The organism is Paenibacillus stellifer, from assembly GCF_000758685.1.
GTDB lineage: Bacteria > Bacillota > Bacilli > Paenibacillales > Paenibacillaceae > Paenibacillus_AQ > Paenibacillus_AQ stellifer.
The window spans coordinates 5,240,013-5,264,074 of sequence record NZ_CP009286.1 but is presented as its reverse complement, the minus strand read 5'-3'; the positions used below and the strand labels follow the sequence as shown (position 1 = coordinate 5,264,074).

Here is a 24,062-nt window from a genome sequence, read left to right as displayed (position 1 = left end):
TTTATGTCCATTTCCTATAAGACGACCAAAAAAACGTTAATTTTTCGTAACTTTTTCATACTTAAACAGTCTATTAATTGTGAAAGGAAGTTTGGGACAAAGAATCAGAGAGGGAACAATGGAGATGGGAGAGTAAATCTGGAATGAAGAGTAATGGGTCGTGGAATCAATCACAACAGAAATCGACTAAACTCGTTAAACACGCAGTTGCTAAAAAATGGATCGTAGCCTCGCTTGCAGGTGTGATCTGGATTATGCCGGTGATCGGAGAAGGGCTGCCGCTGATAAGCCTTAACACGACTTCGATAGCCGAAGCTGCAACTTCGTTCTCGGCGACGAAAATCAGTGAGGACATTATCACTTCCGGTGCGACCAAGCTGAAGTATAAATACTCCGTGACCCGTTCAGGCAGCAAGGCGACCGGTCTGGCCGATGTCATCCGTGTCGACTTGAACAACCCTTATGTATCGATTGATGTGATGACGGGGAAGAACGGCAAACTGACCACACGCCAGAGCACAGGCGGCATGGCTAAGGAGACTGAGGCGGTCGCAGCCGTGAATGGTGATTATTTTAACACTTCAGGGGAAGGGGCACCAATTGGCGGCGAAGTATCCGGAGGGACGCTTGTGTCAACGCCTTCACAGCTGGATGGTCTGTATGCATTTGCCCTGACGGCGGACCGCAAGCCGATGATCGACGAGTTCTCATTTGAAGGAACCGTAACGGCTGAGGACGGCTCTCAGCTGGCGCTGGCGGGTGTTAACAAGGGGGCGTACAATCCGGAAGGCGGAACCTCCACATATAGCCATGTCAACGCGGCATATATATATACCGATGCCTGGACGGCAGCAGACCGCCCGAAGAATGCTTCTATGGCAACCCCAACTGAAGTGCTGGTGGAGAATGGCGTGATCACGCAGATTTCGCAGGGAGCGGCACTGCCCATGGCAGTTCCGGCAGGGGCGTATATTTTGCGTACACATGGTACTGCAGCGCAATTCGTAGCTTCTCATCTGGCAGTTGGGCAGAAGCTGACAACCGCGTATTCGCTGCGTTCAGAGACAACCGGTCAAGCGATTGATCCGGGGACGCTGCAAATGATGATCGGCGGGCATACGATACTGGTCAGTAACGGCAAGGCGACGTCCTTCTCCCGTTCGGTCAGCAGTATTGGCGGTTATCGGGCAAGAACGGCGCTAGGGTACTCGCAGGATGGACGTTACGTCTATATTATCGCGGTAGAAAAAAATGACGACAGCTCCGGCATGTCCTTGACCGAGCTGCAGTCCTTCATGACAAGTATCGGCGTGTACAAGGGGCTTAACCTGGATGGCGGGGGTTCGACTACCATGGTAGACCGGCCGCTTGCCGAGACCCAGACCGTACTCTCATTCGATACCGAATACGGTACGGAACAGCGCAGCGTAGTCAATGGACTTGGGGTGTATACCAACGCTCCGCAGGGACAGGTAAAGGGGATAAAAATCAGCGGCAGCAGCGTTCTGCTGATTGGGCAAAGTGCTACGTATTCCTTGAAGGGCTATGACACGTACTACAATCCGATCGATTTATCTACGGGGAACACTTCATGGAAATCAAGTAACGGAAGCGTGTCTGTCAGCGGCGGCGTGGCTTCGGCGGTCAAGGCCGGAACGGCAACGCTCACTGCGGCCAGCGGCTCCGCCAGCGCCACAACGAAGGTAACCGTGCTCGGTGGCGATGATCTAAGCAGTCTGCAGCCGGGAACAGCCACAGGTGCGCTAAAAGCGGGAACAACCCTTTCAGTGCCGGTTACAGCGGTCTCAAGAAGCGGTGCTTCGATAAGCGTTCCGGCCTCCTCTCTGAAATGGGAGTTTGTAGGGTTCCAGGGCAGCGTTCAGGATGGGAAGTTAACCATCAATTCGGTCAATCCGGGAGTCACGACAGGCTATGCTATCGCGCGTTATGACGGCTTCACTACGGCCGTGGTTCTGACAACAGCCGCTGCGACGGCCTGGGAGGACTTTGAGAACGTTAGTTATCCGGTAGCCTTTACGACTAACGCACAGGGCGTTCAGGGGACGGCTCAGATCACGGCGGGCACGGGCGATCATGCCGGCTCTAAGGTACTGTCACTCAGCTACGACATGACGGCTGGAAGCGGCAAAATGTATGCATATGCCCAGCTTAACGGAACGACGGGACGCACGGTGCCTGCGGCAGCCACGACTATGTCGGTGGATGTCTTGGGTGATAAGAGCCTGAACTGGCTCCGCGCCGAATTCACGGACGCAGGCGGTTCCACGGTCTACGTGGACCTTGCCAAGACGATCGACTGGACGGGGTGGAAGACAATTAACGTCGATCTCTCGGGTTACGGCATCAAGTTCCCAGCCGTTCTCAAAAGAGTATACGTTGTTAACGTGGAAGAGGGCCAGGATGAGCGCGCCAAGACCGGCACTGTAGCCTTTGATAATATTTCCTTCGTTATGCCTTCCCTTTCCAGCGAGGTAGGCCTGCCGACGGGAACGGCCAGTATGACGATTGGCCAAAAATCACTGACCGTCAACGGTGTGAAGAAAACGATCGATTCGGCGCCTTTGAATCAGAATGGAACGACTTATGTACCGATTAAATATGTGCTCGACGCGTTCGGCGGCAGCGCTACCTGGAATTCCGTTACGAAGAATATTATGGTGCTTCGCGGCTCCAAAGCGCTGGAACTTACGGTGAACAAGAAGGAGTTCATACTGAACGGAAAGCGTCAGAGTGCAGAAGTAGCGCCTATTCTCCTACAAGGAAGGACTTTAGTCCCGCTTCGCCTGGTTTCGGAACAGCTTGGATTAACTGTAAAATGGGAACAGAAAACGAAGACCGTAACGATCGAATCATGATATGTTAATATAAAGTTATTTTCATTAAATGATTCGAGAGAAATGGGGCTATTGTCCGTGGATTTCCAGACCGATGCGATTGACCGTGTGATCAAAAATACGATCGATGTAATGGAAGACAGCAAGTATCAAATTTATGAGATTTTGCAAGCTGCCCGCGAGGAGCTTGCAAATCTCACAAATGAACTGCACCGGGTAAGGCAGGAAACGGATGAGACCTTGCAGAAGGTAGATAAGCTGGAAATTGATTACCGTCGTTCGCGCATCAGGTTGACTGAAGTGAGCCGTGATTTTGTTCGTTATACAGAACAGGATATCCGGATTGCCTATGAAAAGGCGACAGAGCTTCAGCTCGAGCTAATGATCACAAGAGAACGGGAGCTCAACCTGCGAAACCGGCGAGATGAGCTGTATAAGCGGGTGCGCAGCGTAGAAAGCTCGGTGGAACGGGCGGAGACGATCGGTTCCCAGATGAGTGTGGTCCTGAAATATTTGTCCGGCGAGCTTGGCCATGTGACGAGAATTGTTGAATCGGCCAAGAACCGGCAGATGATCGGACTCAAAATCATTCTGGCCCAGGAAGAGGAACGAAAACGGATCGCCAGGGAAATCCATGACGGACCCGCGCAGATGCTGGCCAATCTCGTCCTGCGGACGGAAATTGTTGAAAGAATGCTGGTGAAGCAGGAATTTGGACTGGTGCAGAGCGAAGTAGTAGATTTAAAGGGGCAGGTTCGCTCCAGTCTCGAAGAGATGCGGAAGGTAATATTTGATCTGCGTCCGATGGCTCTGGATGACCTGGGACTAATCCCCACTCTCCGAAAATATGTCCATGATTATGAGGAGAAAACGAAGATCCGTACTTCCTTCGAAACCCGGGGCAAAGAGCATCGTCTGTCGTCCGCAATGGAAGCAGCGGTCTACCGGCTCGTGCAGGAGGCGCTGTCCAATGTAGCCAAACATGCTTTTGCCAGCTATGTGTTAGTGGAAATTACATATCAGGCACAATTGATTAAAATTGTCGTGAAGGATAATGGAATAGGATTTAACGTTCAGAAGATGAAGAATGAGCAGATCAACCGGGAGAGCTTCGGACTGGTTGGCATGCGGGAGCGCGTGGAGCTCCTGGAAGGCAGAATGGAAATCGAATCTGCCGAGAATCAGGGAACATCAATTATCATCCATATTCCAACGAACGTGGACAAGGGGAAGGAGTAATCAAATGGAGAACCAAATTTCCGGCAAAACGCCTATTAAAGTGCTGTTGGCAGATGATCATCAACTGTTCAGGGAAGGTCTCAAACGGATATTGAATATGGAGGACGATATTGAGGTTATCGGCGAATGCGGCGACGGCATCCAGGTGCTGGAATTCTGCAACCAGAACAAGCCGGATATCGTGCTGATGGATATCAATATGCCGATTGAGAACGGCGTGGAGGCTACGGAGAAGCTGCGGGAAATGTTCCCCGAAGTCAAAGTCATCATCCTGTCTATCCACGATGACGAAAGCTATGTATTTGAAACGCTCCGCAAGGGTGCTAACGGCTATCTGCTTAAGGATATGGAAGCGGAGTCGCTGATCAACGCTATCCGTTCCGTCTGTGAGGGGCATGCTTTTATACATCCTAAGGTGACAGGCAAGCTGATCAACCAACTGCGGCGCATGACTTACCTGAACGAAGCTGGAGCAATCGCCGAAACTTCCGTGAAGGAAGCGGGCGTCAAATTTGTAGCGGGCGACAACAATCCGCTGACCCGCCGGGAAGCGGAAGTGCTGCGGCTGATGGCCGAGGGAAAGAGCAACAAGATGATTGGGGAATACCTGTTCATCAGCGAGAAGACGGTTAAGAACCATGTCAGCAGTATTCTGCAAAAAATGGAGGTCGACGACCGCACGCAAGCGGTAATCAACTCCATCAAGTACGGTTGGGTAACCCTGTAACAGGGCGAAGACAACCTGGGAAGCACCTCTCGCGATCCGCCGGCATATCATGGTGGTATCAAAGGGAGGTGCATCTCCATGATAACCCAGTTAATCTGGATTGGAGCCGTATATGCATCCGCGGTTGTAATGGTTCATTCGCTCAAGCTTCTGAAAGAGCGGGGAACGCCCGAGAAAGCGGGGAAATGGATGCACTACATCCTGATCGCCCGCAATCATGAATCCGTTATTGAAGGCGTGATCCGGGCGATGACGCTGCAGTCCTTCCTAACCGGCAAGCGCTTGCGCGTAACCTTTCTTCTGGATGAAGGCTCTAGTGATGGAACTCTGCGGATTGTCTCGGGCTTGCAGAGCAGCGGATGTTCTTTGGATCTGCAGATGCGGAAGGAAGCGGAGAATCCGCTTGAGCTCGCGTCTGCCGGTGAGGCGGCGGCTCGAACTGTAATTGACCTGCGGCATGAAGATCCGGTTCATCCATTCTCGTATTCACGGAGACCGGGAAGCTTATGATCTACTCATGAATTATAATGGAAGCAAAGTACGGTCAAAGTGAAGCACACTTTCCCAGAGCGGGAGAGTGTGCTTTTTTTGATCTAGAAAGGAAATCAGGAGGAAAACGATGAAAGTTGCGGTATATGCGGTACAGCACAATCACAAATGGAGTATAACGGTCTCCCTTGATCTGCGAATAGACCGGTTGTGGTGGACCGGACAAGCTGGCGGGGAGGGAGGGCTTCCTCCAGTTCCGGAGCAATGGGTCCTGCTCTCGGCGGAAATTCCGCTCGGATGGGCGGCGCTGCTTCGGGACAGCTTTTGCGAAGCTCCGGAAATGGCGGGGTGGAGAGAGCCGGAATGGAGGCGTTATGCCGCGAAACGGCTGGAACGGGAGATGAGGGAAGAATGGAAAACGAGGGGGGATCGGAGCAAGAGACAAGATCGGGACAAGAGACTGCTAGGAGTGGGTATCCTTGGCAGTGCCGAGACGGAGCTTGGCAGAAGGGTTCATTCTGATGAGCTTCCTCCAGTAACGAGGCTGCGGGAGCATGCCGATACGCTGGCAGACGCCTTAACCGGCCGTTCCCTCCTGGAAGCCGAAGTGGAGTCGCTGCTGGCCGAGCGCTGCCCTGAAATGCTGGGCCACTGGCGAAGTGCCGCTCAGTTGGCGCATCTGGAGGGCCGCCTCCTGCTCGAGGCGGCGGTGGGCCCGGCGCCGGCTGAGCGCGCCGGAGGCCACCGCATGGCGCGGGGGCCGCTGGCCCGCGCCTGGAACACGCTGCGGCGCCAGCCCGCCGCAGCCGCGCTCCCGCGCTGCCGGCGCTGCGGCAGCGAAGCCACGGGCCGCACGGCTTGCGCCGCGTGCGGCCTTGCCGGCTGCGCCTACTGCGAGGCCTGCCTCGCGCTGGGGCGCAGCCGGTCCTGCGCGCTGCTGCTGCGCAGCGCGCATCTTCCGGCCGTGCCATGCACGGCCGATCCGGGCACCGGCGGGCTGGCGCGCCGGTGGGGGCTGAGCGCGGCGCAGGTCGAGGCTGCCGGAGCCGCGCTCAGGTTCCTGGCGGAGCCGCGGGACGGCTCCGCGGGCAGGCGCCCAGGCGGATTTCTGCTCTGGGCGGTCACGGGAGCGGGAAAGACGGAAATGATGTTCCCGCTCCTTGAAGCCGTGCTCGCCGCCGGAGGACGAACGCTGATTGCCACACCCAGGCGCGATGTCGTGCTGGAGCTGGCTCCCAGGCTGGCCCGCGCCTTTCCGGCGGCAAGCATCAGCGTACTGTACGGCGGCAGCCCGGACCGGTGGACGCCTGGCGCGATTACGCTGGCGACCACCCATCAGCTGCTCCGCTTTCATCGGGGATTCGATCTGGTCATAATTGATGAGATCGATGCCTTTCCCTATCACGGAGACCCTATGCTTGCCTTCACCGCTGAAGAGGCCTGCAAGCCCGGCGGTGCCTTTGTGTATTTGTCGGCTACGCCGCCCGCCGCGCTGCGGAGCGAAATTAGGCGGGGGCGGCTGGCCCATGCCAGAGTGCCGGCAAGATTTCACGGGCATCCGCTTCCCGTGCCCGCAAGGCTTGGCATGCCATCAGTTGCCGATTGCCTGAAACGTGGAAGGCTGCCGGCTGCGCTTGTCAGATCACTACGGGTATCGCTCGAGCGGGAAGCCCAGGTGTTTGTATTCATCACCCGAATTGCGCAGATCGAGGGGCTGCTGCGGCTGCTCCGAAGGTCACTGCCGGGTATCCTTATGGAGGGGACATCGTCGCAGGACCCGGAACGGGCGGGCAAGGTCGCGGCTTTTCGCAGCCGTGGATTTGCGCTGCTTGTGACAACCACGATCCTGGAGCGGGGCGTGACGGTGCCCCGCAGCGATGTGTTCGTACTGGACGCCGATAATCGGCTGTTCGATGAAGCCTCGCTGGTTCAGATGGCCGGCCGCGCAGGTCGCTCTCTAGAGGACCCGCATGGCCGCGTCGTCTTCGCCTCGCCGGTCTGGAACCGGGCTCAGCGAAGCGCCCGGGCCCAGATCCGGACGATGAACACGATCGCCCGCCGCAAGGGTTATCTGCGCAAGGAGGAGATTTGAGTGATGTCATTGGATAATCGCTTGCCAAAGGGATTTGGCTTCTTTCATCGCCTGTTATCGCCTTCCGGAAGAGCCTGTCTGGTCTGCGGCAGAGAACGGCGCCTTTCCGTCCGACTTCCCGGCATATGCAGCGTCTGTGAACAGTCGGTTCCCTGGATTATAAAGCCCCGCTGCCGCAAATGCGGCCGGCCGGTGGGTTGTCCCGACTGCGCCAGGGGCTATGACGCTTCAGCGTTATTGCTAAATAGAAGCGCGGTGGCTTACAGCAGTGAAATGAGGAGCTGGATTGGTGAGTTCAAATACCGCGGCGATGAAAGATATGGCGAGCTACTGGGAGCGATGCTGGACCATGCATATGAGATGCTGAAGTCGGAACTGGAATCCAGAAGGGGCACGAAGTGGAAGGCGGATTTGCTCATACCCGTACCCGTAAGCGAAGCTAGGCTCTTGGAGCGCGGCTTCAACCAGGCGGGCAGATTAGCGGAAGTTTTATCGTTGCGGCGCAAAATCCCTGTAATGGAACTGCTGGGCCGGACCCGTCATACCGGCAAGCAGAGTTTTAAAGGAAGGGCCGAAAGAATCAAGGCGATGAAGGAGGCTTTTATCTTCAATAACAAGAAGGGGGAGGCTTTTGCTCATCAGCTGCGTGAACGGGAAGTGTCCCGTATTGTCATTATCGATGATATTTATACAACGGGCAGTACTATACACTCATGTGCTGAAGTGATCCAGCGAACGGCCGAGGCGTACGACGGCCATATTGAGATCTGCAGCTTAACCTGGGCACGCTCATGAAGAGTTTGCATCACTGTCACATCAGTTGGAAAAGGCCAGCCAAAATATACATAAGAGTGGAGACATAGACATATGGACTATTCCAATCCAATCATGTAATCTAGGAAGATGAGGTATGTTTTGTAAGCACAGATATTAAGAAAGGGGCGGCTGGAATTATGAACCTTGATAATTGTCCTCGGTGCGGCCGGCTATATGTCAAAAATGTTATGGAGTTGTGCCAGCCTTGTATCAAAGAACTTGAACAACAATACGAAGCTTGTGTCAAATACATTCGTGAACATAAAAATACGGATATCCAGGAGCTGTCCGATGCTACGGAAGTATCCATCAAGGAAATTACCCGCTTTATCAAAGAGGGCCGGATTTCCATCGCCAACGCTCCAAATATGATGTACCCTTGTGAGGTGTGCGGCCGGCTGATCCGGGAAAGCCATATGTGCGACGACTGCCGGACCCGGCTGAGAAAAGGATTTACAGAGGCTCCAAAGAAGGAAGAAGCTCCCACTACCCCCAAGAAGAAGGGGACGACTTATTTCACAGTAGAAGACCGTCATCATTCATAAACACGTTCATAATAGACAAAATTAATGGCACAGCTATTAATATTGCCCCGACCCTACCCGATAAACTTATTAAAGAGGTTATCGGTTTTTTTATTATTTGATTGAAAGGTGGAATGGATAACGATGAAAATTAACGATACCAACAGAGTCAACGGTATAAATCCTTATCAGAAGACAGTCGAGACGAACGCCGCTAACAGCGTTAAGAAGTCGCAGAAGAAAGATGAGGTCTCCATTTCTGCAGAAGCCCTTGAGATGCTGCGTGCACAGCAGTCGGGAGATGTTGAAAAGACGAAAAAGATTGAGGAACTGAAAAAACTTGTTTCTTCCGGAACATATAATGTAGATGCCCGGGACCTGGCCGATAAACTGCTTCCTTACTTCAAGAACATCCAACAAGACTAGGGGAGTATAAACGATGTCCCTTCGAAAACTGGTTGAATCGCTGGAATTATTAAATGAACTCAATGAGAAACTGCTCCAGCTAGCCGAACAAAAGAAAGAGGCCCTTATTAAAGGGAACTTTGATGAATTGCTGCGTACGACAACCGGGGAATCCTCTTTGATCAAGAGCATCAGGAACCAGGAAAAGGTTCAGCAGGAGATGGCGCATGAATTCATGAGAGAAAAGGGGATTAAATCCCGTCTAAGCCTTACGATCTCGGAAATATCCCGGCTTGTCTTTGACCCAGAAGAGAAAGCTTCTCTCTTGGATGTGCAGAAGAAGCTTGTCGAGAACTTAGGGAAGCTGAAGCGCCTGAATGAGTTGAACCAGACGCTGGTTGCTCAATCCTTAAGCTTCATTGATTTTTCCCTTAACCTCTATATCGAAGAAGATGATTCGACCTATTCACGGCCGGATCAGATTAATACAGCCCGAACTGCCAAACGCAACGGTGTTTTTGATACCCGCGCTTAATGTTATAGATAGAGCTCGAACAATGAAGGAGTTGCATTCTCATGACATCTACATTCCATGGTCTCGAAACCAGTAAAAGAGCATTGTTGGTGAACACCGTAAGCATGCAGACGATGGGTCATAATATTGCAAATGCCAATACGGAAGGATACACAAGGCAAAGAGTCAATATCTCGGCTGCAAGTCCGATTTGGCAAATGGGCATGACCAAGAGTCAGGCTGCAGGCCAATTGGGGACGGGCGTTGAGTATGACAGCATTACAAGAGTTAGAGACAGCTATCTGGATCTTCAGTATCGCCGGGAGAATCAGGCGCTCGGTTCTTACGACGTATTGAATACGACGATGACCTCAATTCAGAACATCGTCAACGAACCCTCGGATACCGGACTCAGCAGCGTGATGGACGATTTCTGGAATTCATGGGAGACGCTTAACCGCGACCCTTCGCTTCTGAGTGCACGTGTATCCGTTGTGGGAGCGGCGCAGAATCTTTCGGACACCCTCAAGCATATTGGCGAGTCTCTCAATAATGTTACAACTGACACAAATGCCAATATCGGGAAGAAAGTGACCGAAGCCAATGATTTGATCAATAACATTGCCAAACTGAACGACATTATCCGCAGAAATGAGAGCTTGGGCGACAACGCCAACGACTATCGCGACCAAAGAGATTTGCTGATTGACAAGCTGTCCACTATTGTGGATGTTTCGGTAACGGAGAGCGCGGATGGCATGGTCAGCATTACTTCCGCCGGTGTGAATGTTGTTGATGGCCTTAACGTAACGGAACTGACCGCCGCCAATGCCCAGACTGCTACTGGCGGACAGCTCAATGGGTATGTGAAGTCGCTTCAGGAAGTCGATACTATACGCAATCAGCTGAACGGCATGGTCCAAACGCTTGTAACCGGACAGGTCAAGGTTACGCTTGATAATGGATATATGACCTCCAAGGATATGACGGCGCTTAATGACGTAACATTGTCCGACGGCACGACAATCCTGGCGGGAAATACTATTCCGGCGGGTTCCACTGTCACCTCTTCGATGACGGTGATGGTAAACGGCTTCAACGGGCTTCACGAGCTGGGATACTCATTGTCCGATCCGGCGACCGCCGGAACTCCTTTCTTTGTTGCATCGGATGGCGGCGACTTCACCATTGATAACCTCGCGGTGAACCCCGATATCGTCAGCAACACGGACAAGATTGCTTCCTCTTCCAAGTACGAGACGGTAGGCGGAGTCAATAAGACGATCCGGGGCAACAGCGATATCGCAAGCGCGATTGTTGGCCTTCGGGATGCTGTCTTCCAATTCCCTGCCAACTTGACCTCCTTGTCTCAAGGAACGACAGACGATTACTTCCGGGCCCTTACGGGAGATTTGGGACTTCGTGCACAGAATGTTGAGCGGAATTTCAATAATGAGACGAACTTGACCTCGGCTTTGGAGACAAGACGCCAATCCGTGAGCGGGGTGTCCATGGACGAGGAATTATCGGATATGATTCGCTTTCAACAGGCTTACAACGCATCTGCCCGAGTGATGACGGCTGTTGATGAGATGCTCGACAAAATCATTAACGGCATGGGAACTGTAGGCCGCTAAGATTAGGAGGATATGAATAATGCGTGTAACAGGGGCTATGCAGAATATGCAGCTTGTCAACAATCTGCAGAGGATTAACGAAGGCATGACCAAGGCGCAGAATCAATTGGCAACCGGGCAAAAGATCACGAAGCCCAGCGACGACCCGATCGGCGTCGGTTATCAGATGCGGTACGACACGGATCTTGCCCGTAGCGATGAATTTCTGAACAATGCCCAGACCGGGTCGGAGATCCTGAAGACTATGGACGCACTTATGCAGCAGGCATCCGATGTTATGAAGCGTGCGCGTACACTTACGCTGCAAGCGGCGAACGGCACCTATGATGCCGAGCAGCGCAAGGTCATCTCTGCGGAGATCAAACAGCTGAAAGAGCAACTGGTGACGATCGGAAACAGCACCTACAACGGCCGATATTTATTCAACGGACAGAAGACGGATCAAGCCCCATATACCGTAGCAGGTGCGGCGGGAGAATCAACGGATCCCGGTACGTTCAGTCTTTATGTCAGTCCTGCCGTTAAGGTGCCGGTAAGTCTTACCGGTGAGGATATATTCGGCAAGGCGGGAACGGATAATGCGTTTAAGGTTCTGGATGATCTGGCCACTGCTCTGGATTCCAATGATACGACTGCTATCAGTGCCAGCCTTGGAAAGATTGATACTGTCGCTGACGGCTTTTCCCTTGGATGGGCGGAGATCGGAGCACGCATGAACCGTTTCGAATTAATGGAGAACCGTATAACGAGTGAGCAGACCAATTTGAAGGAAATGCGGGCAAATGTAGCAGATGTGGATGTGCCAACGGTAATTACGGATTTGAAGATGAAGGAAGTCGTTCTTCAGTCGGCGTTGTCAACCGGGGCGAGAATAATGCAGACGTCTTTACTAGATTTTTTGAGATAAAAATGACTTGATTTGATTCCTTCCGGATGAAATGGAGGTGGCGGCATGAGGTCGACAGGCATCGATTCTAGTGCTTGGGGAAAATATATTCCGGCTGAACTCACCGTTCGCCTTCGACCGGCAGAGCTCACAACGGACTGGACCAGCGTGTACAACGATCTGGACTTGAAACGGCCGCAGTCGCTCATGAAAGATCTGGAACAGGAGGCCCGAAGCCAGGGCTTGGAGAATATTGCGATCAAGGCTCAGGAAGGTGACCGTATGGCTAATCTGGCCGCCGGCGAAAAAAATGTGTTTGGCGCAATCGCCCATTCCCGATATATGAGGAGCGGCCAGAAGGAGGTCACTGTCGAAGCCTTGCCGAGCCAAGGCGTGTACATTGATTTTCGCATCTATCCACCGGAAATCCATGTGGATCCGAAAGGAGTTCTCCCCAGATGAGACAGATCAACAGCAAGACATACGGCACTCTGGAGCTGGATGACAGTCAGATTTATAAATTCGAGGCGGGCATCCCTGGTGTTTCCAATATTAGCGAGTACGCGTTCCTCCCTATGGAGGGAACCCCCTTTTTTCTTCTGCATGCGCTTGAGGAAGAGGTCAGTTTTTTTCTGCTCCCCGTTCAGGAAGCCGTGGTGGACTACAGCTTTCAGATTACGGATGATATTATTGAACTTCTGGCCTTGAATTCACCTGATGATGTAGGGGTCATGGTGGTTGTCAATATTCAGGAAGAAGGGCTTTACGTCAACCTGCTGGCACCCGTTCTGCTATCTCCTTATTCTCATAAGGGATGCCAGTATATTATCAAAGATCAGAAACTGCCTGTCCGTTATCCGCTGAACCCGGAAGGAGGACGACTTAATGTTGGTGCTGAGACGTAAGATCGGTGAATCCGTGGTAATCGGCAACAATATTCAGGTCCAAATTTTGGGCATCGAAGGTGATCAGATCAAGCTAGGTTTTGTTGCTCCGAAAGACGTTCAGGTGTTGCGACAGGAGCTGTATCAGGAAATAGTTGCTGAGAATATGGCAGCTAAGGAACAAACAGGACAACTACAGCAAGAACAAATCCTTAACCTGCTGAAAAATTATAGATCTACTTAATTTGAATGTAGGTGGGGGATGGTGTAAGTGGAGATAAGCAAGTTTAATTCATTTCAAACGGACAAAATGAGAACAGTCAGTACCGTGGCTCACATCAAGGCGACTTCTTCTACTACAGATCATCAGGAACCTAACCAAAAATCGCAGTTACGGAGCGAGCAGACAAAGGAAGAACAGGCGAAATTCGAAGAACAGATTAAGAAACTGAATGAATCCATTGCCAGCTCTGGCAAAGAGCTTCGTTTCAAATACAATGACGAAGCCGAGCAGCTCTATGTTGAGGTACTGGATCAACAGACGCAGGAGGTGCTGACAAGCCTACCCCCGGAATTTCTAATTGATCTGTCGGTAAAAATGAAAGAACTGGTCGGAATGTTTTTTGATGAAAAAATTTAAATTTCAAGATGTAAGGAGGAGATTTACGAATGTCGACAAGCATAACAGGACTGGCATCCGGATTTGATTCCGCGGCATATATAGAAGCGATTATGAAACAAGAGAAGGTCCCGCTGACCAATCTGCAGACCAAAAAAGACAATACAACAGCTTACAAGAACTTCTTCACAGCGTTAAATACAAAAATGGCCACCCTGAAAGATGCGGCAACTGCCCTTTCGGATTTGAGTACTTTTACCAAAAACTCGGCAACCAGTTCGGATACGACCAAGCTGGCAGTTACAGCCGGAGATAGTGCAGTTGCAGGGACTTACTCGGTGAATGTGACCTCATTAGCAACACAACAGGTTTCAGGGAGCTCCGCTGTAAAAATTGTAGACGATCAGGGAACAAAAATTAAGTTTGATTCAGCACTGACCGGCGCTGAACTTATTATTAGTGATGGAACCAGCATTGATCTTACGGAATTTGACAATCAAGATCTGAACATGGATACGGCTCTTAGTAAAATCGCGGCGAAAATCAATCAAACCTCAAGCGGTGTTACGGCTTCTATAGTTCAAACTTCGAGCACCGAACAAAGGCTTGTCTTGACTTCAAAAAGTACAGGTGAAGCCAGCAGCTTTGCTATTACAGAGACTGGATCATTCTGGGGATTTCCTGCTACCCCTCAGCAGGAGGCTACCGATGCCGTCTTTACTGTTAATGGGATTGAAGTTCATAGCAGTACAAATGAAGTGAATGACGCCATTCCTGGTGTTACGTTAACTCTAACTAATACGGGATCTTCGACAGTAAAGGTAGCTCAGGATACAGATAGCATCATCAGTAAGATCAATACTTTTGTTTCGGCCTACAATGATATCGTGACGACGATTCGGAATAACACCACTAAATCCACAAAAAATGACGATGGTTCTCTTTCACTTACATTGCAAGGTGATCCAATGCTTCGTGATTTGATGAGTCAATTGAATGATTGGATGAATACACCTATTGGAACAACTAAAGGATTAAATCTGCTCTCGGACATTGGGCTTGAAATTGATAAGGGAGTTACCAGTGCCTCTTTAATGACCGGAAAAATCACTTTTGACTCTGACGCCTTTAAGGCCAAAATGCTGGAAGATCCTGCAGGGGTGCAAAAATTGCTGGGAGGAACGATCACAACAACCACCGGAGGGGGGACAACGACCTCAACTGGAATGGGTGGCTTATTCAAGAATAATTTGCAGTCCTGGAATAACAGTGTGGATGGATTGATTACCTCCAAAATCAAAGGCTATGATTCGGAGATCACTTATCTTAGTGAATCCATACAAAACATGAGCGATCGTCTGGATCAACGAGAAGAGTCGTTGAAGAAGCAGTATGCCAATCTCGAAGTCGTGATGTCCAGCTTAAACAATCAGAAAAGCTATGTATCGAGTATTCTGGCCAGCTTCACGAAATCTTCAGACTAACGAAACAGGGGGCTGATCCCTTTGGCATCACCCAATCTTACGGGCTATCAAGCCTATCAGAAGAATAAATATCAAACCGCTTCGCCACACCGCCTAACGTTAATGCTCTATAATGGAGCCATACAGTTCGCCGGTAAAGCTCGGGAAGCGATGCTTGCGAATAACATTTCGGATACGAACCTCTATCTGCAGAAATCACAGGATATCATCTATGAGCTGCTATCTTCCTTAAATATAAAAGAAGGTGGGGAGCTTGCAGCCAATCTTAAGAATTTATATTTCTATATGATCGACCGATTGATAGAGAGCAATATTCAGAAGAAGAGTTCCGGGATCGATGAAGTTGTGAGTATGCTTGAGGAATTAAAATCTGCTTGGGAACAGATCGGAAAGGGTGGTACCCTTGGCTAATCATAATAAGGGGGGTGCACCAGATAGCCATTTGGAGGCAGTTCTCATAGGGATGCTTGAGTGCTCAAAGAGACAATTGGAGCTTGCAACATTGGACAGGGAGAGGGAGGATTTCCTCTCCCTGTTTGACCGTACGGTCCAGGAATGGAATGCATTCACACAACAACTGGAGGAAATCCAGATAGGAGTCGGCATTACTGAATCGGAGAATATAGCATCCCTGTTGAGAGAGATTGCTTCCAGTATAGACTCGACAACATTGAATATAGAAAATTCCAGTGCCCATGTTGGCACCAATCTTAAGCAGACTAGGTCTCAGCGCAAGCTGATGAATGCGTATTATGGGATGGCAAATACGGATCAGGTCCCATTATACTTTGATGAAAAAAAATAGTACAAATTCCTCTCGAAAAAGATAAAAAACACTAAACTAAATCACTAATCCACCGATATATATAGTAGGCCACAAGGACGTGGCAAATCAACCAAATCACGGAGGATGATTACGATGGGTATGTTTATTAACACTAACGTTGGCGCGATTAACGCTAACCGCAATCTCAGCTTCAACAACACACAAATGAGCAAGACGATGGAAAAGCTGTCTTCCGGCTACCGTATCAACCGCGCTGCTGACGACGCTGCCGGCTTGGCAATTTCCGAAAAAATGATTTACCAAATCAACGGCTTGAACCAGGCTCAACGCAACGCTCAAGACGGAATCTCGCTCCTGCAAACGGCTGAAGGTGATCTGACTGAAGTTCACTCCATGCTGCAACGTATGAACACGCTGGCTAACCAAGCGGCTAATGGTACGTACCAAGATACTGACCGTGACAACCTGCAAGCTGAGGTAGATCAACTTGTAAAAGAAATTGACCGCATTACACTTAATTCCAACTTTAACGGTGTGAAGCTGCTGAACGGAACCACTGCAAGCGTGAATTTCCAAATCGGAGTAACATCCGGCGAACAACTTCAAGTAACATTGAGTTCCATGCTGGCTAGTTCTATTGGTATTGATGCTTTGGATATTTCGACTTCCGCAGCAGCAGCAGCAGCATTATCCACAATTAAAACTGCAATCGAGCAAGTTTCGACAACTCGTGCCAACCTTGGTGCATACCAAAACCGTCTGGAGCACACCATTAACAGCTTGGGTGTAACTTCCGAAAACCTGTCGGCGGCTAATTCCCGCATTAAGGACGCTGATATGGCTACTGAGATGACGGCATTCACCAAGAACCAAATTCTGGTTCAAGCAGGCACTGCAATGCTGGCACAAGCCAACTCTGCGCCTCAGGCTGTACTTAAACTCTTGGGATAATTAACGCTTAGAATGAGTTCTACAAGACAAGTCCTAAAAGACGAACAAACGAAGACCCAGTACCAGAAATGGTACTGGGTCTTCGTTTGTCTACCGATTCCCATAACAGTCGATTATACAATGCTCTCTAGTGGAGTTGCTCTATAGGTCTGGAATAGTTAGAACATAGCATCTATGATATAGTCAAACTAAAAAGAGGAATTCTACAATATTCAGTAACATTGCTAATTGGCCGATATATTATTTATAAGAACATGTAAAGGTGAGGATATGATATGAGAGTAATGATCGATCAGCAAGAGACGAGAGAGATTGAATCGAACTATCAATCATTGGATGAGTGGTGGAAGATGGCGACTGCGCAAGTTGCTCAACGGCAGCGCTTGATTTACTGTGTCCAAGTTAATGATAAGACAATATTTGACGGATATGAACAGTTCATGATTGCGAATTTGGATGAGTTAGAAGCAATAAATGTAACAACACTCTCTAAAGCTGAAAGTATACAACAGACTGAAGAAGAATTGGATGAGTACTTGGACCGTTTCCTTCCTGCTTCGATTGATGTAGCGCGGAGTTTTTATGGGGATTTAACTGAGAAACACTGGAGTCAGTTCTCAAGCTTCATACAAGGTTTAGACTGGATTTTCAAAGCCTTAGAATTTGAATCGGAACTGCTGAAGCAAGAGGGGAGAGATTTACCAGAGTACTTGGCGATCGTCAATACACTGGAAGTAATAGTGAGAGAACTTGACAGCAGTCTGCAGGTTCAGAATTTTGTAGCGGTAGGAGACTTGATTCAATACGAAATCATTCCATTGTTGCAGAACTTCCGTTCACGTCATAGGGACTAGGAGAGAATTATGAGCTTTCTAACTAAAAATAAAAGGTTCATTCAAAAAAACTACCCTAGTTTAATCTCACTTATTGAAGATGATGACATAAATGATCCGATGTGTACCATAACGGAAACTAAGAATAATGAAACCAATATGGTTGTGACCGTAGACAGACAGGAATACTTTCTGCATAGCAAGTATAATGCGACAGCGGAAGCCAGAAACTGGATTTCTACACTTCAAAGCGAGGTTACATCATCTGGACATGTTCTGCTGTTCGGAATCGGCTTAGGCTATTTTTTGGAGGCGCTGCTGGAGTTGTCCGAGGTTGTTCAGGTTTATGTTTGTGAACCAAGCATAATCGTTTTTAATCAGATGATTAGAACTCGTGATATAAGCAAGATGTTTTCAGATTCTAGAATTAAACTGGTAGCGGTAGGAGAAAATCCGCTTTTCTTGAAGCAGATAGCCAATCAAATCTCGACTTACTTGGTATCGAACAGATTAGTTACAGCTATACCCCCTATATACAAAAGACTGTTTATGCAAACTTTTGAGGATTTATCAAATGATCTCAAGGATTCGATGATTGACCAAATTGGAAATCTCCAGACTTATACTACATTTCAAAATTTGTGGATAACAAATGTATTAAAGAACATGCGTCACACTATTATATCGTCGTCTGTCAATTTGCTTGAGAATGCATGGGAAGGGAGCAAGGCGATTGTTGTAGGATCCGGCCCTTCTTTGCAAGAGGACATCTCATATCTGAAACAGTTGAAAGATAAGTGCCTGATTATTGCCGCTGGTTCAAGCATACAGGCCTTGCAATATAATGGGATTCAGCCGCATTTAGTGGTCTCTATGGACGGAGGGGAGCCTAACCTTCGCGTCTTTGAGAATATCGATACTAGTCAAGTGCCGTTGTTATTTATCCCGCAAATTAATTCAGATATTTTGGAGATCTACAAAGGTGAAATGGTGTTCGCGCTGTTTACTCGTGACTTAATTAGCAATTATTTGTGGTCAAATCATTCGATTCCGAAATTCTTGAATACGTCTACTGTAACAGGAACCGCAATCCAAGCCGCAAGATATATGGGAGCTACAGAGATAATACTAATGGGGCAGGATTTGTCTTATCCACAAAACCAGTTTTATACCCCAGGGGTTGCGCATATTCCTGTGGAATTACAAAAAAAACAATTAGATGAAGCTGCAAATCTGTTCGTACCCAATGTTGATGGCGGAGAAAACCCGACAACACTAAAAATGCATATAACTCTGAGAGATTTGGAAGTTTTGATAAAACTGGAAATGATAAATGGCTTATCCTTCACTAATGCTTCTAGGAGGGGAGCACATATTGAAGGAACAGAGTACAGGGCTTTGGATGATCTGATTACTGAATTACTTGAATTGCCAAGCAGAGATTTTAACGTTGCAGTGCGGATTGAATCACCTACAAAGGACAACCAAGTGAAATTACTGGAACAGATGAAAACCAAACTGGACTATATTTTAAAGCAAAGCAAAACTGTGGAACAGAAGCTTAAGGTTATGTTGGAGACGGTCGAGATAATGAAGAAGAATAGTTCTGCGCGAAATAGAGCTAAAGTTAATAAAAATCTAAACAAAGTGGATGAATTATGGAAATGGATCACCAATAGAGAGACCTTTACCGTGTTTTTTGCTTTCACACGAGGTCATCATATGAATATTTATAAGAGATATATACCTATGATAGTTGAAACACAAGATCCCTTGAAAAAGGCGGAATTAATATCAGAACACTTGGGTAATTTGTTGGCCAGACTTAAGGAGTTTCTGCCGGAGCTGCAAGAATTGCTGAAGAATACACTGGATCATCTGGACATTTTATCTACAGAGATCAGAGGTGATACGAATGAACGGTTGGTTTAGTGGGAAGAAGGTTTTACTGGTCGGCGGAACGGGCACCATTGGTCAAAGCTTGCTCCGGCATATTTTGGCAGATCATCCGGAAGTGGTCCGCATTTTTAGTAGAGATGAGTATAAGCAATTTCAATTGCAGCAAGAGTATAAGGAATTCACTAACATTCGTTTTCTCATTGGAGATGTTCGTGATTATGCGAGAGTGGAAAGAGCAATGCAGGATATCGACTACGTCTTCCATACAGCAGCCATGAAGCATGTCCCAGCATGCGAATACAATCCTTTTGAAGCGGTTCAAACCAATATTATCGGGACACAGAATGTAATTCAGGCTGCGCTTGCTTGTAATGCTAAAAAGGTCGTTTTTACGAGTACAGATAAAGCAATTTCTCCCACAAATACGTATGGTGCCTCGAAGTTGATGGCTGAAAGGCTCTTCACAGCGGCTCAATATCAAGCTGGTTCGAAGAAAACCATATTTGCAGCGGTCCGTTTTGGCAATGTTATGGGTTCCAGAGGGTCGGTCATTCCTTTATTCAAATGGCAAATTGAGCATAAGCGTAAAATCACAGTAACATGCAAAGAGATGACCAGATTTATGATGACGCTGCAAGAAGCAACGGAATTAACTATGAAAGCCATGGAATTGGCTCAAGGCGGAGAGACATTTGTTTTAAAAATGCCCGTCATTAAACTGAATGATTTGGCCGATGTGGTTATTCAAAGTTCATCTCATGTATTAAATATTAGCCCTGAGGATATTGAAGTTGAGAGTATTGGGCTTCGTCCTGGTGAGAAGATGTATGAAGAGCTTATGACAGAAGAAGAGTCGGTACACGCTTTGGAAACGAAAGAGATGTACATTATTCTCAACCCTTTTTTGGAGCCCAAAGATTACATTAATGCTAAACCGGCAGAAACAAAGGGATATAGCTCGCATGAAGTGCAGCCAATTAATCGGAAGGAGCTTCAAGAGTTATTACATCGGGATCATCTGTTAAGTTAGAGAGATTCTTTCCGGAAAAGAGGGATCGTTTGAAAATCGCTGTAATTAAAGGGAACGGGATTATTGCGCCTCATGTTATGGATGGATTCATTAGCGGATTTCAGCAGTTGAATCATGATGTAACTGTGATTCACGTGAATTCGGGATTTGGACAAAAGCAAACTAGAGAATTGATTGATTTTCAACCAGATTTTTGCGTCTCATACGGATTTGTCGGATGTATAATGGATACCGACGGACAATATTTGCTGAGAAAAATGGGGCTCCCTCTGATCTGCTTGCACTATGATAATATATTTTTTTCCTTATCTGCTCAACTGTCTGCTGAAATAACGGAGCATGAAGCTTTTTATCACCATTTTATTTGGGATAGGTTGATTCTTGGTATTTTTGAAAGCAGCGGTTATAAAAATGCATACCCTATTATGCTAGCGACCGATCCTGAAATATTCAAGCCGATCCCTGAACTCCCTGTTATGGAATCTGCCATCGCTTTTGTCGGGACGATAAAAGATATTGCAAATCGATCCGTCAGTCAGGATCACAGAATTAATGATTTTGTCGAGGACATTATTGCTTCGAAGCTGCGGAATATTGATGTTCCGGTACTGAAGTTATGTCTGGCAGCGTTTGAGGAAGAAAAATATAGTTTCATACGAAATTTATTTACCGTTAAGCCTGAGGTGTTCTGGGCGCAGGTTTATTATCCGATTCATGCCAAAGGCAGTGTAGTAATGCGGAAACATGTTCTGGATTCTATTGGTGGTGTGGATATTCATATTTATGGAGCAAGTCCATGGTCCAAACCAGCTGTTCACTTCCATAATCCAGTACCCTATACTGAACTAACCAGAGTATATCAGAGCTACCCGCTGAATCTGAATGTCTCATCGCTCCAATTGGAAAGTTCCGTGAATAATCGAGTATTTGATGGTTTTGCTTCTCAAGCTTTTGTATTAAGCGATTATAAAGAAGATATGAAATTGATCTTTCCGGACCATTGGGAGTTCGTCAGTTTTAGGAATTTGGAGGAAATGGCTGTCAAGGGAGATTATTATCTCACTCATCCACAGGAGCGCAAGGAAATTGTTCAAGATCTGTATCAAGAAGTCATTCAAAAACACACGTATAAGCACAGAGCGGAGGAGATTATCAATTGCATTTCCTCTGCTATTGAGGAGCATTCAACTAATATGATGCAAGATTCTCAAAATATTGAGAAATATAAGCAGAAAGCGGAAGTTTGCCCGGTTTGTGGAGGGACTGAGTTTGATCCGCTATACTCCATCCTTGGTCATGACAATTTTCTCACAGAGCATTACCGTTGTTTGGATTGCTGTACGGTATTTATGAATCCTATGCCCACAGAAGAATACTTGGATGATTTTTATAATAGAACCTATTACTCCAAGAACCACCGGGAAAAGATGGGGTGGGACTCGAAGCTAGACAATATCAATGTTGCAATACTCAACGCTAATGAAAACAGAATGGATTTAGTTGAGAACTATTTGAGTGCTTCGTTGCGCTATCCTAAGGGTAAATTGCTGGATATTGGCTGCTCTACTGGACATTTTCTAAATGAAGCCAAGCTTCGATATTGGGATGTTAAGGGCATTGAAATTTCGGATCAAGCTGCGCAAGTAGCTAGAACTAAATATGGACTTGATATCACTACAGGTACGATTTCTGCTGGTATGTTTGACGAAGGATATTTCGATGTGGTAACAGCATGGGATGTGATTGAGCATATACCTGATCCCAAGGACTTTATTACAAATGTAAAATATATCCTAAAATCAGGCGGTTTATTAGTCCTTAATACACCCAATATCAGTTCGACTGCAAGCTATTTTGAACAAGAGAAGTGGCGGCATTTGGATCCGCCGTTACATGTAGTACTATATGATCATATTTCAATGGGCGTATTATTGAAAATGTTTGGGTTCGAGATTTTGAAGATCAGTTCAGGTAAAGAGTATTTGGGGCAGATGCAAGTGGTAGCTAAGAAAATGATCTAAAGACTTTCAGTAAAGCAATATTAATTGGCAGATTATTGGAAATTGTAATCGAGTCCAGGTTTGATAGGTATTCCTCCTGTCTTATAAAGGTTTTGAATGCATTGGAGGTGAGGAATTGAAAACAGTAGCCATTATACAAGCACGTATGAGTTCAACTAGACTTCCCGGTAAAGTGATGAAGACACTAGTAGATCGAACAGTACTCGGACATGTGATTACAAGGAGTCTTGCGATTGATTCCGTAGACGAGGTCATAGTTGCAACAACTAATCGTGAAGAAGATAAGTCGATTGAGGATGAGGCTTTGAAATACGGTGTCTACTGTTATAGAGGCAGCCTAGACGATGTGTTGGAGCGCTATTATAGAGCGGCTGTAATATCTCAGGCTGATGTTGTTGTGCGGATTACCTCAGACTGTCCCTTGCTGGATCCTCAGATTTCCGACGCAGTTATTAAGCATTTTTTACAGAATAGCTATGATTATTCCAGTAGTAGCCTGAGTGGTACTTTTCCAAGAGGTATGGATACGGAGGTGTTCAGTTTTAAGGCATTGAAGGCAGCTTTTGAAAGTGCCACATTAGAGTATGAACATGAGCATGTGACCCCGTATCTATATCAGCATCCTGGGGAATTTCGGATTCATCATTATTCCAATGAAATTGACTGTTCGCAGTACCGTTTAACTCTCGATACGCCGGAAGATTGGGAATTAATTTCTCGTGTTTATCACGAGCTGTATCAGGGCCGCATTTTTTATTGGGACGATGTTCAACGTCTGTTCTGGGAGAAGCCGGAGTTGGCGTTGATCAACGCCAACGTTGTGCAAAAGAAACTAGGTGAGTAGAAGCAACAAGTTATTATGAGGATAATGTAAATATGATTATTTGGGGTGAAAACTGTGCAGTTTAGGGCTGTGACTTATGAAGATGCTCGGTTTTTGTTTGAACTTCGAAATCAACCAAGTGTGAGAGATTATTCATTTCATAGTGACCTAATTCAATGGGAAGATCATAAAGGTTGGCTAGAAAAGGCATTGGAAAATAACAACCTTAGGATTTTTATTATACTTAATGATTGTAATGAACTTGTAGGTATGTTTCGTTTGGAGCAAAAGGAACCGTCACTAGTTATTATTAGTATTGCCATAGACGAATTACAGCGTGGGAAGGGGTTTGGATTTATGGCAATTAAGGAATCAATTGTGATTTGTAAGCAGCTCTTTGGTGCCGTCACGTTAAGAGCTTATATCAAGTCGGAGAACGTTATTTCATTCAAAGCCTTTCATAAGGCTGGCTTTCAGAAAAATGAATTATTTATGGACTATCATTGCTAGAGGTAATAATTGATTCAAAGTTTAAAACAAATGACTA

The 24,062-nt window shown here is 47.5% G+C and carries 25 protein-coding genes; all 25 read left to right on the top strand.

The window, feature by feature from the left end:
• The first annotated feature begins 143 nt into the window (after positions 1–143).
• Positions 144–2,876, top strand: a complete 2,733-nt coding sequence (locus PSTEL_RS24140; protein ID WP_038699306.1) for a stalk domain-containing protein — start codon at positions 144–146, stop codon at positions 2,874–2,876.
• Between the two features lie 57 nt (positions 2,877–2,933).
• The gene (locus PSTEL_RS24135) at positions 2,934–4,094 is read left to right on the top strand and encodes a sensor histidine kinase (RefSeq protein ID WP_038701604.1); all 1,161 of its coding nucleotides are present in this window, start codon (positions 2,934–2,936) and stop codon (positions 4,092–4,094) included.
• Positions 4,095–4,098: 4 nt separating this feature from the next.
• Positions 4,099–4,821, top strand: coding sequence for a response regulator (locus tag PSTEL_RS24130; RefSeq protein WP_038699304.1), 723 nt, complete (start codon positions 4,099–4,101; stop codon positions 4,819–4,821).
• A 78-nt stretch (positions 4,822–4,899) separates the two neighbouring features.
• The gene (locus PSTEL_RS26535) at positions 4,900–5,331 is read left to right on the top strand and encodes a glycosyltransferase family 2 protein (protein ID WP_052098933.1); all 432 of its coding nucleotides are present in this window, start codon (positions 4,900–4,902) and stop codon (positions 5,329–5,331) included.
• A 109-nt stretch (positions 5,332–5,440) separates the two neighbouring features.
• The gene (locus PSTEL_RS24120) at positions 5,441–7,402 is read left to right on the top strand and encodes a DNA/RNA helicase (protein WP_038699302.1); all 1,962 of its coding nucleotides are present in this window, start codon (positions 5,441–5,443) and stop codon (positions 7,400–7,402) included.
• Between the two features lie 255 nt (positions 7,403–7,657).
• On the top strand, positions 7,658–8,197 hold the full coding sequence (locus tag PSTEL_RS24115; RefSeq protein WP_169744627.1) for a ComF family protein: 540 nt from the start codon (positions 7,658–7,660) through the stop codon (positions 8,195–8,197).
• 158 nt (positions 8,198–8,355) lie between these two features.
• Positions 8,356–8,763 (top strand): TIGR03826 family flagellar region protein, encoded by a 408-nt coding sequence (locus tag PSTEL_RS24110; protein WP_038699298.1) that lies wholly within the window; start codon positions 8,356–8,358, stop codon positions 8,761–8,763.
• Between the two features lie 123 nt (positions 8,764–8,886).
• Entirely contained in the window at positions 8,887–9,168 is a 282-nt protein-coding gene (gene flgM / locus PSTEL_RS24105) for a flagellar biosynthesis anti-sigma factor FlgM (RefSeq protein ID WP_038699296.1), read from the top strand.
• Positions 9,169–9,181: 13 nt separating this feature from the next.
• Positions 9,182–9,682: a flagellar protein FlgN gene (locus PSTEL_RS24100; RefSeq protein ID WP_038699294.1), complete on the top strand. Its 501-nt coding sequence runs from the start codon at positions 9,182–9,184 to the stop codon at positions 9,680–9,682.
• Between the two features lie 41 nt (positions 9,683–9,723).
• On the top strand, positions 9,724–11,298 hold the full coding sequence (gene flgK, locus PSTEL_RS24095) for a flagellar hook-associated protein FlgK (RefSeq protein ID WP_038699292.1): 1,575 nt from the start codon (positions 9,724–9,726) through the stop codon (positions 11,296–11,298).
• Between the two features lie 19 nt (positions 11,299–11,317).
• A complete protein-coding gene (gene flgL, locus PSTEL_RS24090) occupies positions 11,318–12,205 on the top strand; it encodes a flagellar hook-associated protein FlgL (RefSeq protein WP_038699290.1) in 888 nt (295 codons plus the stop codon).
• Between the two features lie 45 nt (positions 12,206–12,250).
• Positions 12,251–12,646 (top strand): DUF6470 family protein, encoded by a 396-nt coding sequence (locus tag PSTEL_RS24085; protein WP_038699288.1) that lies wholly within the window; start codon positions 12,251–12,253, stop codon positions 12,644–12,646.
• On the top strand, positions 12,643–13,089 hold the full coding sequence (fliW, locus tag PSTEL_RS24080; protein ID WP_038699286.1) for a flagellar assembly protein FliW: 447 nt from the start codon (positions 12,643–12,645) through the stop codon (positions 13,087–13,089). The genes PSTEL_RS24085 and fliW overlap by 4 nt, the downstream gene beginning before the upstream one ends.
• The gene (gene csrA, locus PSTEL_RS24075) at positions 13,070–13,312 is read left to right on the top strand and encodes a carbon storage regulator CsrA (RefSeq protein WP_038699284.1); all 243 of its coding nucleotides are present in this window, start codon (positions 13,070–13,072) and stop codon (positions 13,310–13,312) included. The genes fliW and csrA overlap by 20 nt, the downstream gene beginning before the upstream one ends.
• A gap of 27 nt (positions 13,313–13,339) precedes the next feature.
• Positions 13,340–13,708, top strand: coding sequence for a flagellar protein FlaG (locus PSTEL_RS26530; RefSeq protein ID WP_052098929.1), 369 nt, complete (start codon positions 13,340–13,342; stop codon positions 13,706–13,708).
• 29 nt (positions 13,709–13,737) lie between these two features.
• Positions 13,738–15,171 carry a flagellar filament capping protein FliD gene (gene fliD, locus PSTEL_RS24065; RefSeq protein ID WP_038699282.1) on the top strand — a complete coding sequence of 478 codons (1,434 nt, stop codon included), beginning with the start codon at positions 13,738–13,740 and terminating at the stop codon, positions 15,169–15,171.
• Between the two features lie 21 nt (positions 15,172–15,192).
• A complete protein-coding gene (gene fliS / locus PSTEL_RS24060) occupies positions 15,193–15,582 on the top strand; it encodes a flagellar export chaperone FliS (RefSeq protein WP_052098926.1) in 390 nt (129 codons plus the stop codon).
• Positions 15,575–15,976, top strand: coding sequence for a hypothetical protein (locus PSTEL_RS24055; protein ID WP_169744626.1), 402 nt, complete (start codon positions 15,575–15,577; stop codon positions 15,974–15,976). The genes fliS and PSTEL_RS24055 overlap by 8 nt, the downstream gene beginning before the upstream one ends.
• A gap of 114 nt (positions 15,977–16,090) precedes the next feature.
• The gene (locus PSTEL_RS24050) at positions 16,091–16,909 is read left to right on the top strand and encodes a flagellin N-terminal helical domain-containing protein (RefSeq protein ID WP_038699276.1); all 819 of its coding nucleotides are present in this window, start codon (positions 16,091–16,093) and stop codon (positions 16,907–16,909) included.
• 275 nt (positions 16,910–17,184) lie between these two features.
• Positions 17,185–17,763, top strand: coding sequence for a DUF8042 domain-containing protein (locus PSTEL_RS24045; protein WP_038699274.1), 579 nt, complete (start codon positions 17,185–17,187; stop codon positions 17,761–17,763).
• Between the two features lie 9 nt (positions 17,764–17,772).
• Positions 17,773–19,674, top strand: coding sequence for a motility associated factor glycosyltransferase family protein (locus PSTEL_RS24040; RefSeq protein WP_038699272.1), 1,902 nt, complete (start codon positions 17,773–17,775; stop codon positions 19,672–19,674).
• Positions 19,658–20,671, top strand: a complete 1,014-nt coding sequence (locus PSTEL_RS24035; RefSeq protein ID WP_038699270.1) for a UDP-N-acetylglucosamine 4,6-dehydratase family protein — start codon at positions 19,658–19,660, stop codon at positions 20,669–20,671. Before PSTEL_RS24040 ends, PSTEL_RS24035 begins: the two co-directional genes overlap by 17 nt.
• A 29-nt stretch (positions 20,672–20,700) precedes the next feature.
• Positions 20,701–22,692 carry a glycosyltransferase family protein gene (locus tag PSTEL_RS24030; RefSeq protein WP_038699268.1) on the top strand — a complete coding sequence of 664 codons (1,992 nt, stop codon included), beginning with the start codon at positions 20,701–20,703 and terminating at the stop codon, positions 22,690–22,692.
• Between the two features lie 115 nt (positions 22,693–22,807).
• The gene (locus PSTEL_RS24025; RefSeq protein ID WP_038699266.1) at positions 22,808–23,536 is read left to right on the top strand and encodes a cytidylyltransferase domain-containing protein; all 729 of its coding nucleotides are present in this window, start codon (positions 22,808–22,810) and stop codon (positions 23,534–23,536) included.
• A 69-nt stretch (positions 23,537–23,605) separates the two neighbouring features.
• Positions 23,606–24,025 (top strand): GNAT family N-acetyltransferase, encoded by a 420-nt coding sequence (locus PSTEL_RS24020; RefSeq protein ID WP_169744625.1) that lies wholly within the window; start codon positions 23,606–23,608, stop codon positions 24,023–24,025.
• Positions 24,026–24,062: the final 37 nt, after the last annotated feature.

Excerpts from the sequence above, each read along its gene's own strand:
- PSTEL_RS24035 (WP_038699270.1), top strand. The coding sequence starts at position 19,658 with ATGAACGGTTGGTTTAGTGGGAAGAAGGTTTTACTGGTCGGCGGAACG.
- PSTEL_RS24040 (WP_038699272.1), top strand. The coding sequence starts at position 17,773 with ATGAGCTTTCTAACTAAAAATAAAAGGTTCATTCAAAAAAACTACCCT.
- PSTEL_RS24085 (WP_038699288.1), top strand. The coding sequence starts at position 12,251 with ATGAGGTCGACAGGCATCGATTCTAGTGCTTGGGGAAAATATATTCCG.
- PSTEL_RS24120 (WP_038699302.1), top strand. The coding sequence starts at position 5,441 with ATGAAAGTTGCGGTATATGCGGTACAGCACAATCACAAATGGAGTATA.
- PSTEL_RS24100 (WP_038699294.1), top strand. The coding sequence starts at position 9,182 with ATGTCCCTTCGAAAACTGGTTGAATCGCTGGAATTATTAAATGAACTC.
- fliW (WP_038699286.1), top strand. The coding sequence starts at position 12,643 with ATGAGACAGATCAACAGCAAGACATACGGCACTCTGGAGCTGGATGAC.
- PSTEL_RS24050 (WP_038699276.1), top strand. The coding sequence starts at position 16,091 with ATGGGTATGTTTATTAACACTAACGTTGGCGCGATTAACGCTAACCGC.
- flgL (WP_038699290.1), top strand. The coding sequence starts at position 11,318 with ATGCGTGTAACAGGGGCTATGCAGAATATGCAGCTTGTCAACAATCTG.
- flgM (WP_038699296.1), top strand. The coding sequence starts at position 8,887 with ATGAAAATTAACGATACCAACAGAGTCAACGGTATAAATCCTTATCAG.
- PSTEL_RS24110 (WP_038699298.1), top strand. The coding sequence starts at position 8,356 with ATGAACCTTGATAATTGTCCTCGGTGCGGCCGGCTATATGTCAAAAAT.
- PSTEL_RS24130 (WP_038699304.1), top strand. The coding sequence starts at position 4,099 with ATGGAGAACCAAATTTCCGGCAAAACGCCTATTAAAGTGCTGTTGGCA.
- PSTEL_RS26535 (WP_052098933.1), top strand. The coding sequence starts at position 4,900 with ATGATAACCCAGTTAATCTGGATTGGAGCCGTATATGCATCCGCGGTT.
- flgK (WP_038699292.1), top strand. The coding sequence starts at position 9,724 with ATGACATCTACATTCCATGGTCTCGAAACCAGTAAAAGAGCATTGTTG.
- fliD (WP_038699282.1), top strand. The coding sequence starts at position 13,738 with ATGTCGACAAGCATAACAGGACTGGCATCCGGATTTGATTCCGCGGCA.
- PSTEL_RS24045 (WP_038699274.1), top strand. The coding sequence starts at position 17,185 with ATGAGAGTAATGATCGATCAGCAAGAGACGAGAGAGATTGAATCGAAC.
- csrA (WP_038699284.1), top strand. The coding sequence starts at position 13,070 with ATGTTGGTGCTGAGACGTAAGATCGGTGAATCCGTGGTAATCGGCAAC.
- PSTEL_RS24140 (WP_038699306.1), top strand. The coding sequence starts at position 144 with ATGAAGAGTAATGGGTCGTGGAATCAATCACAACAGAAATCGACTAAA.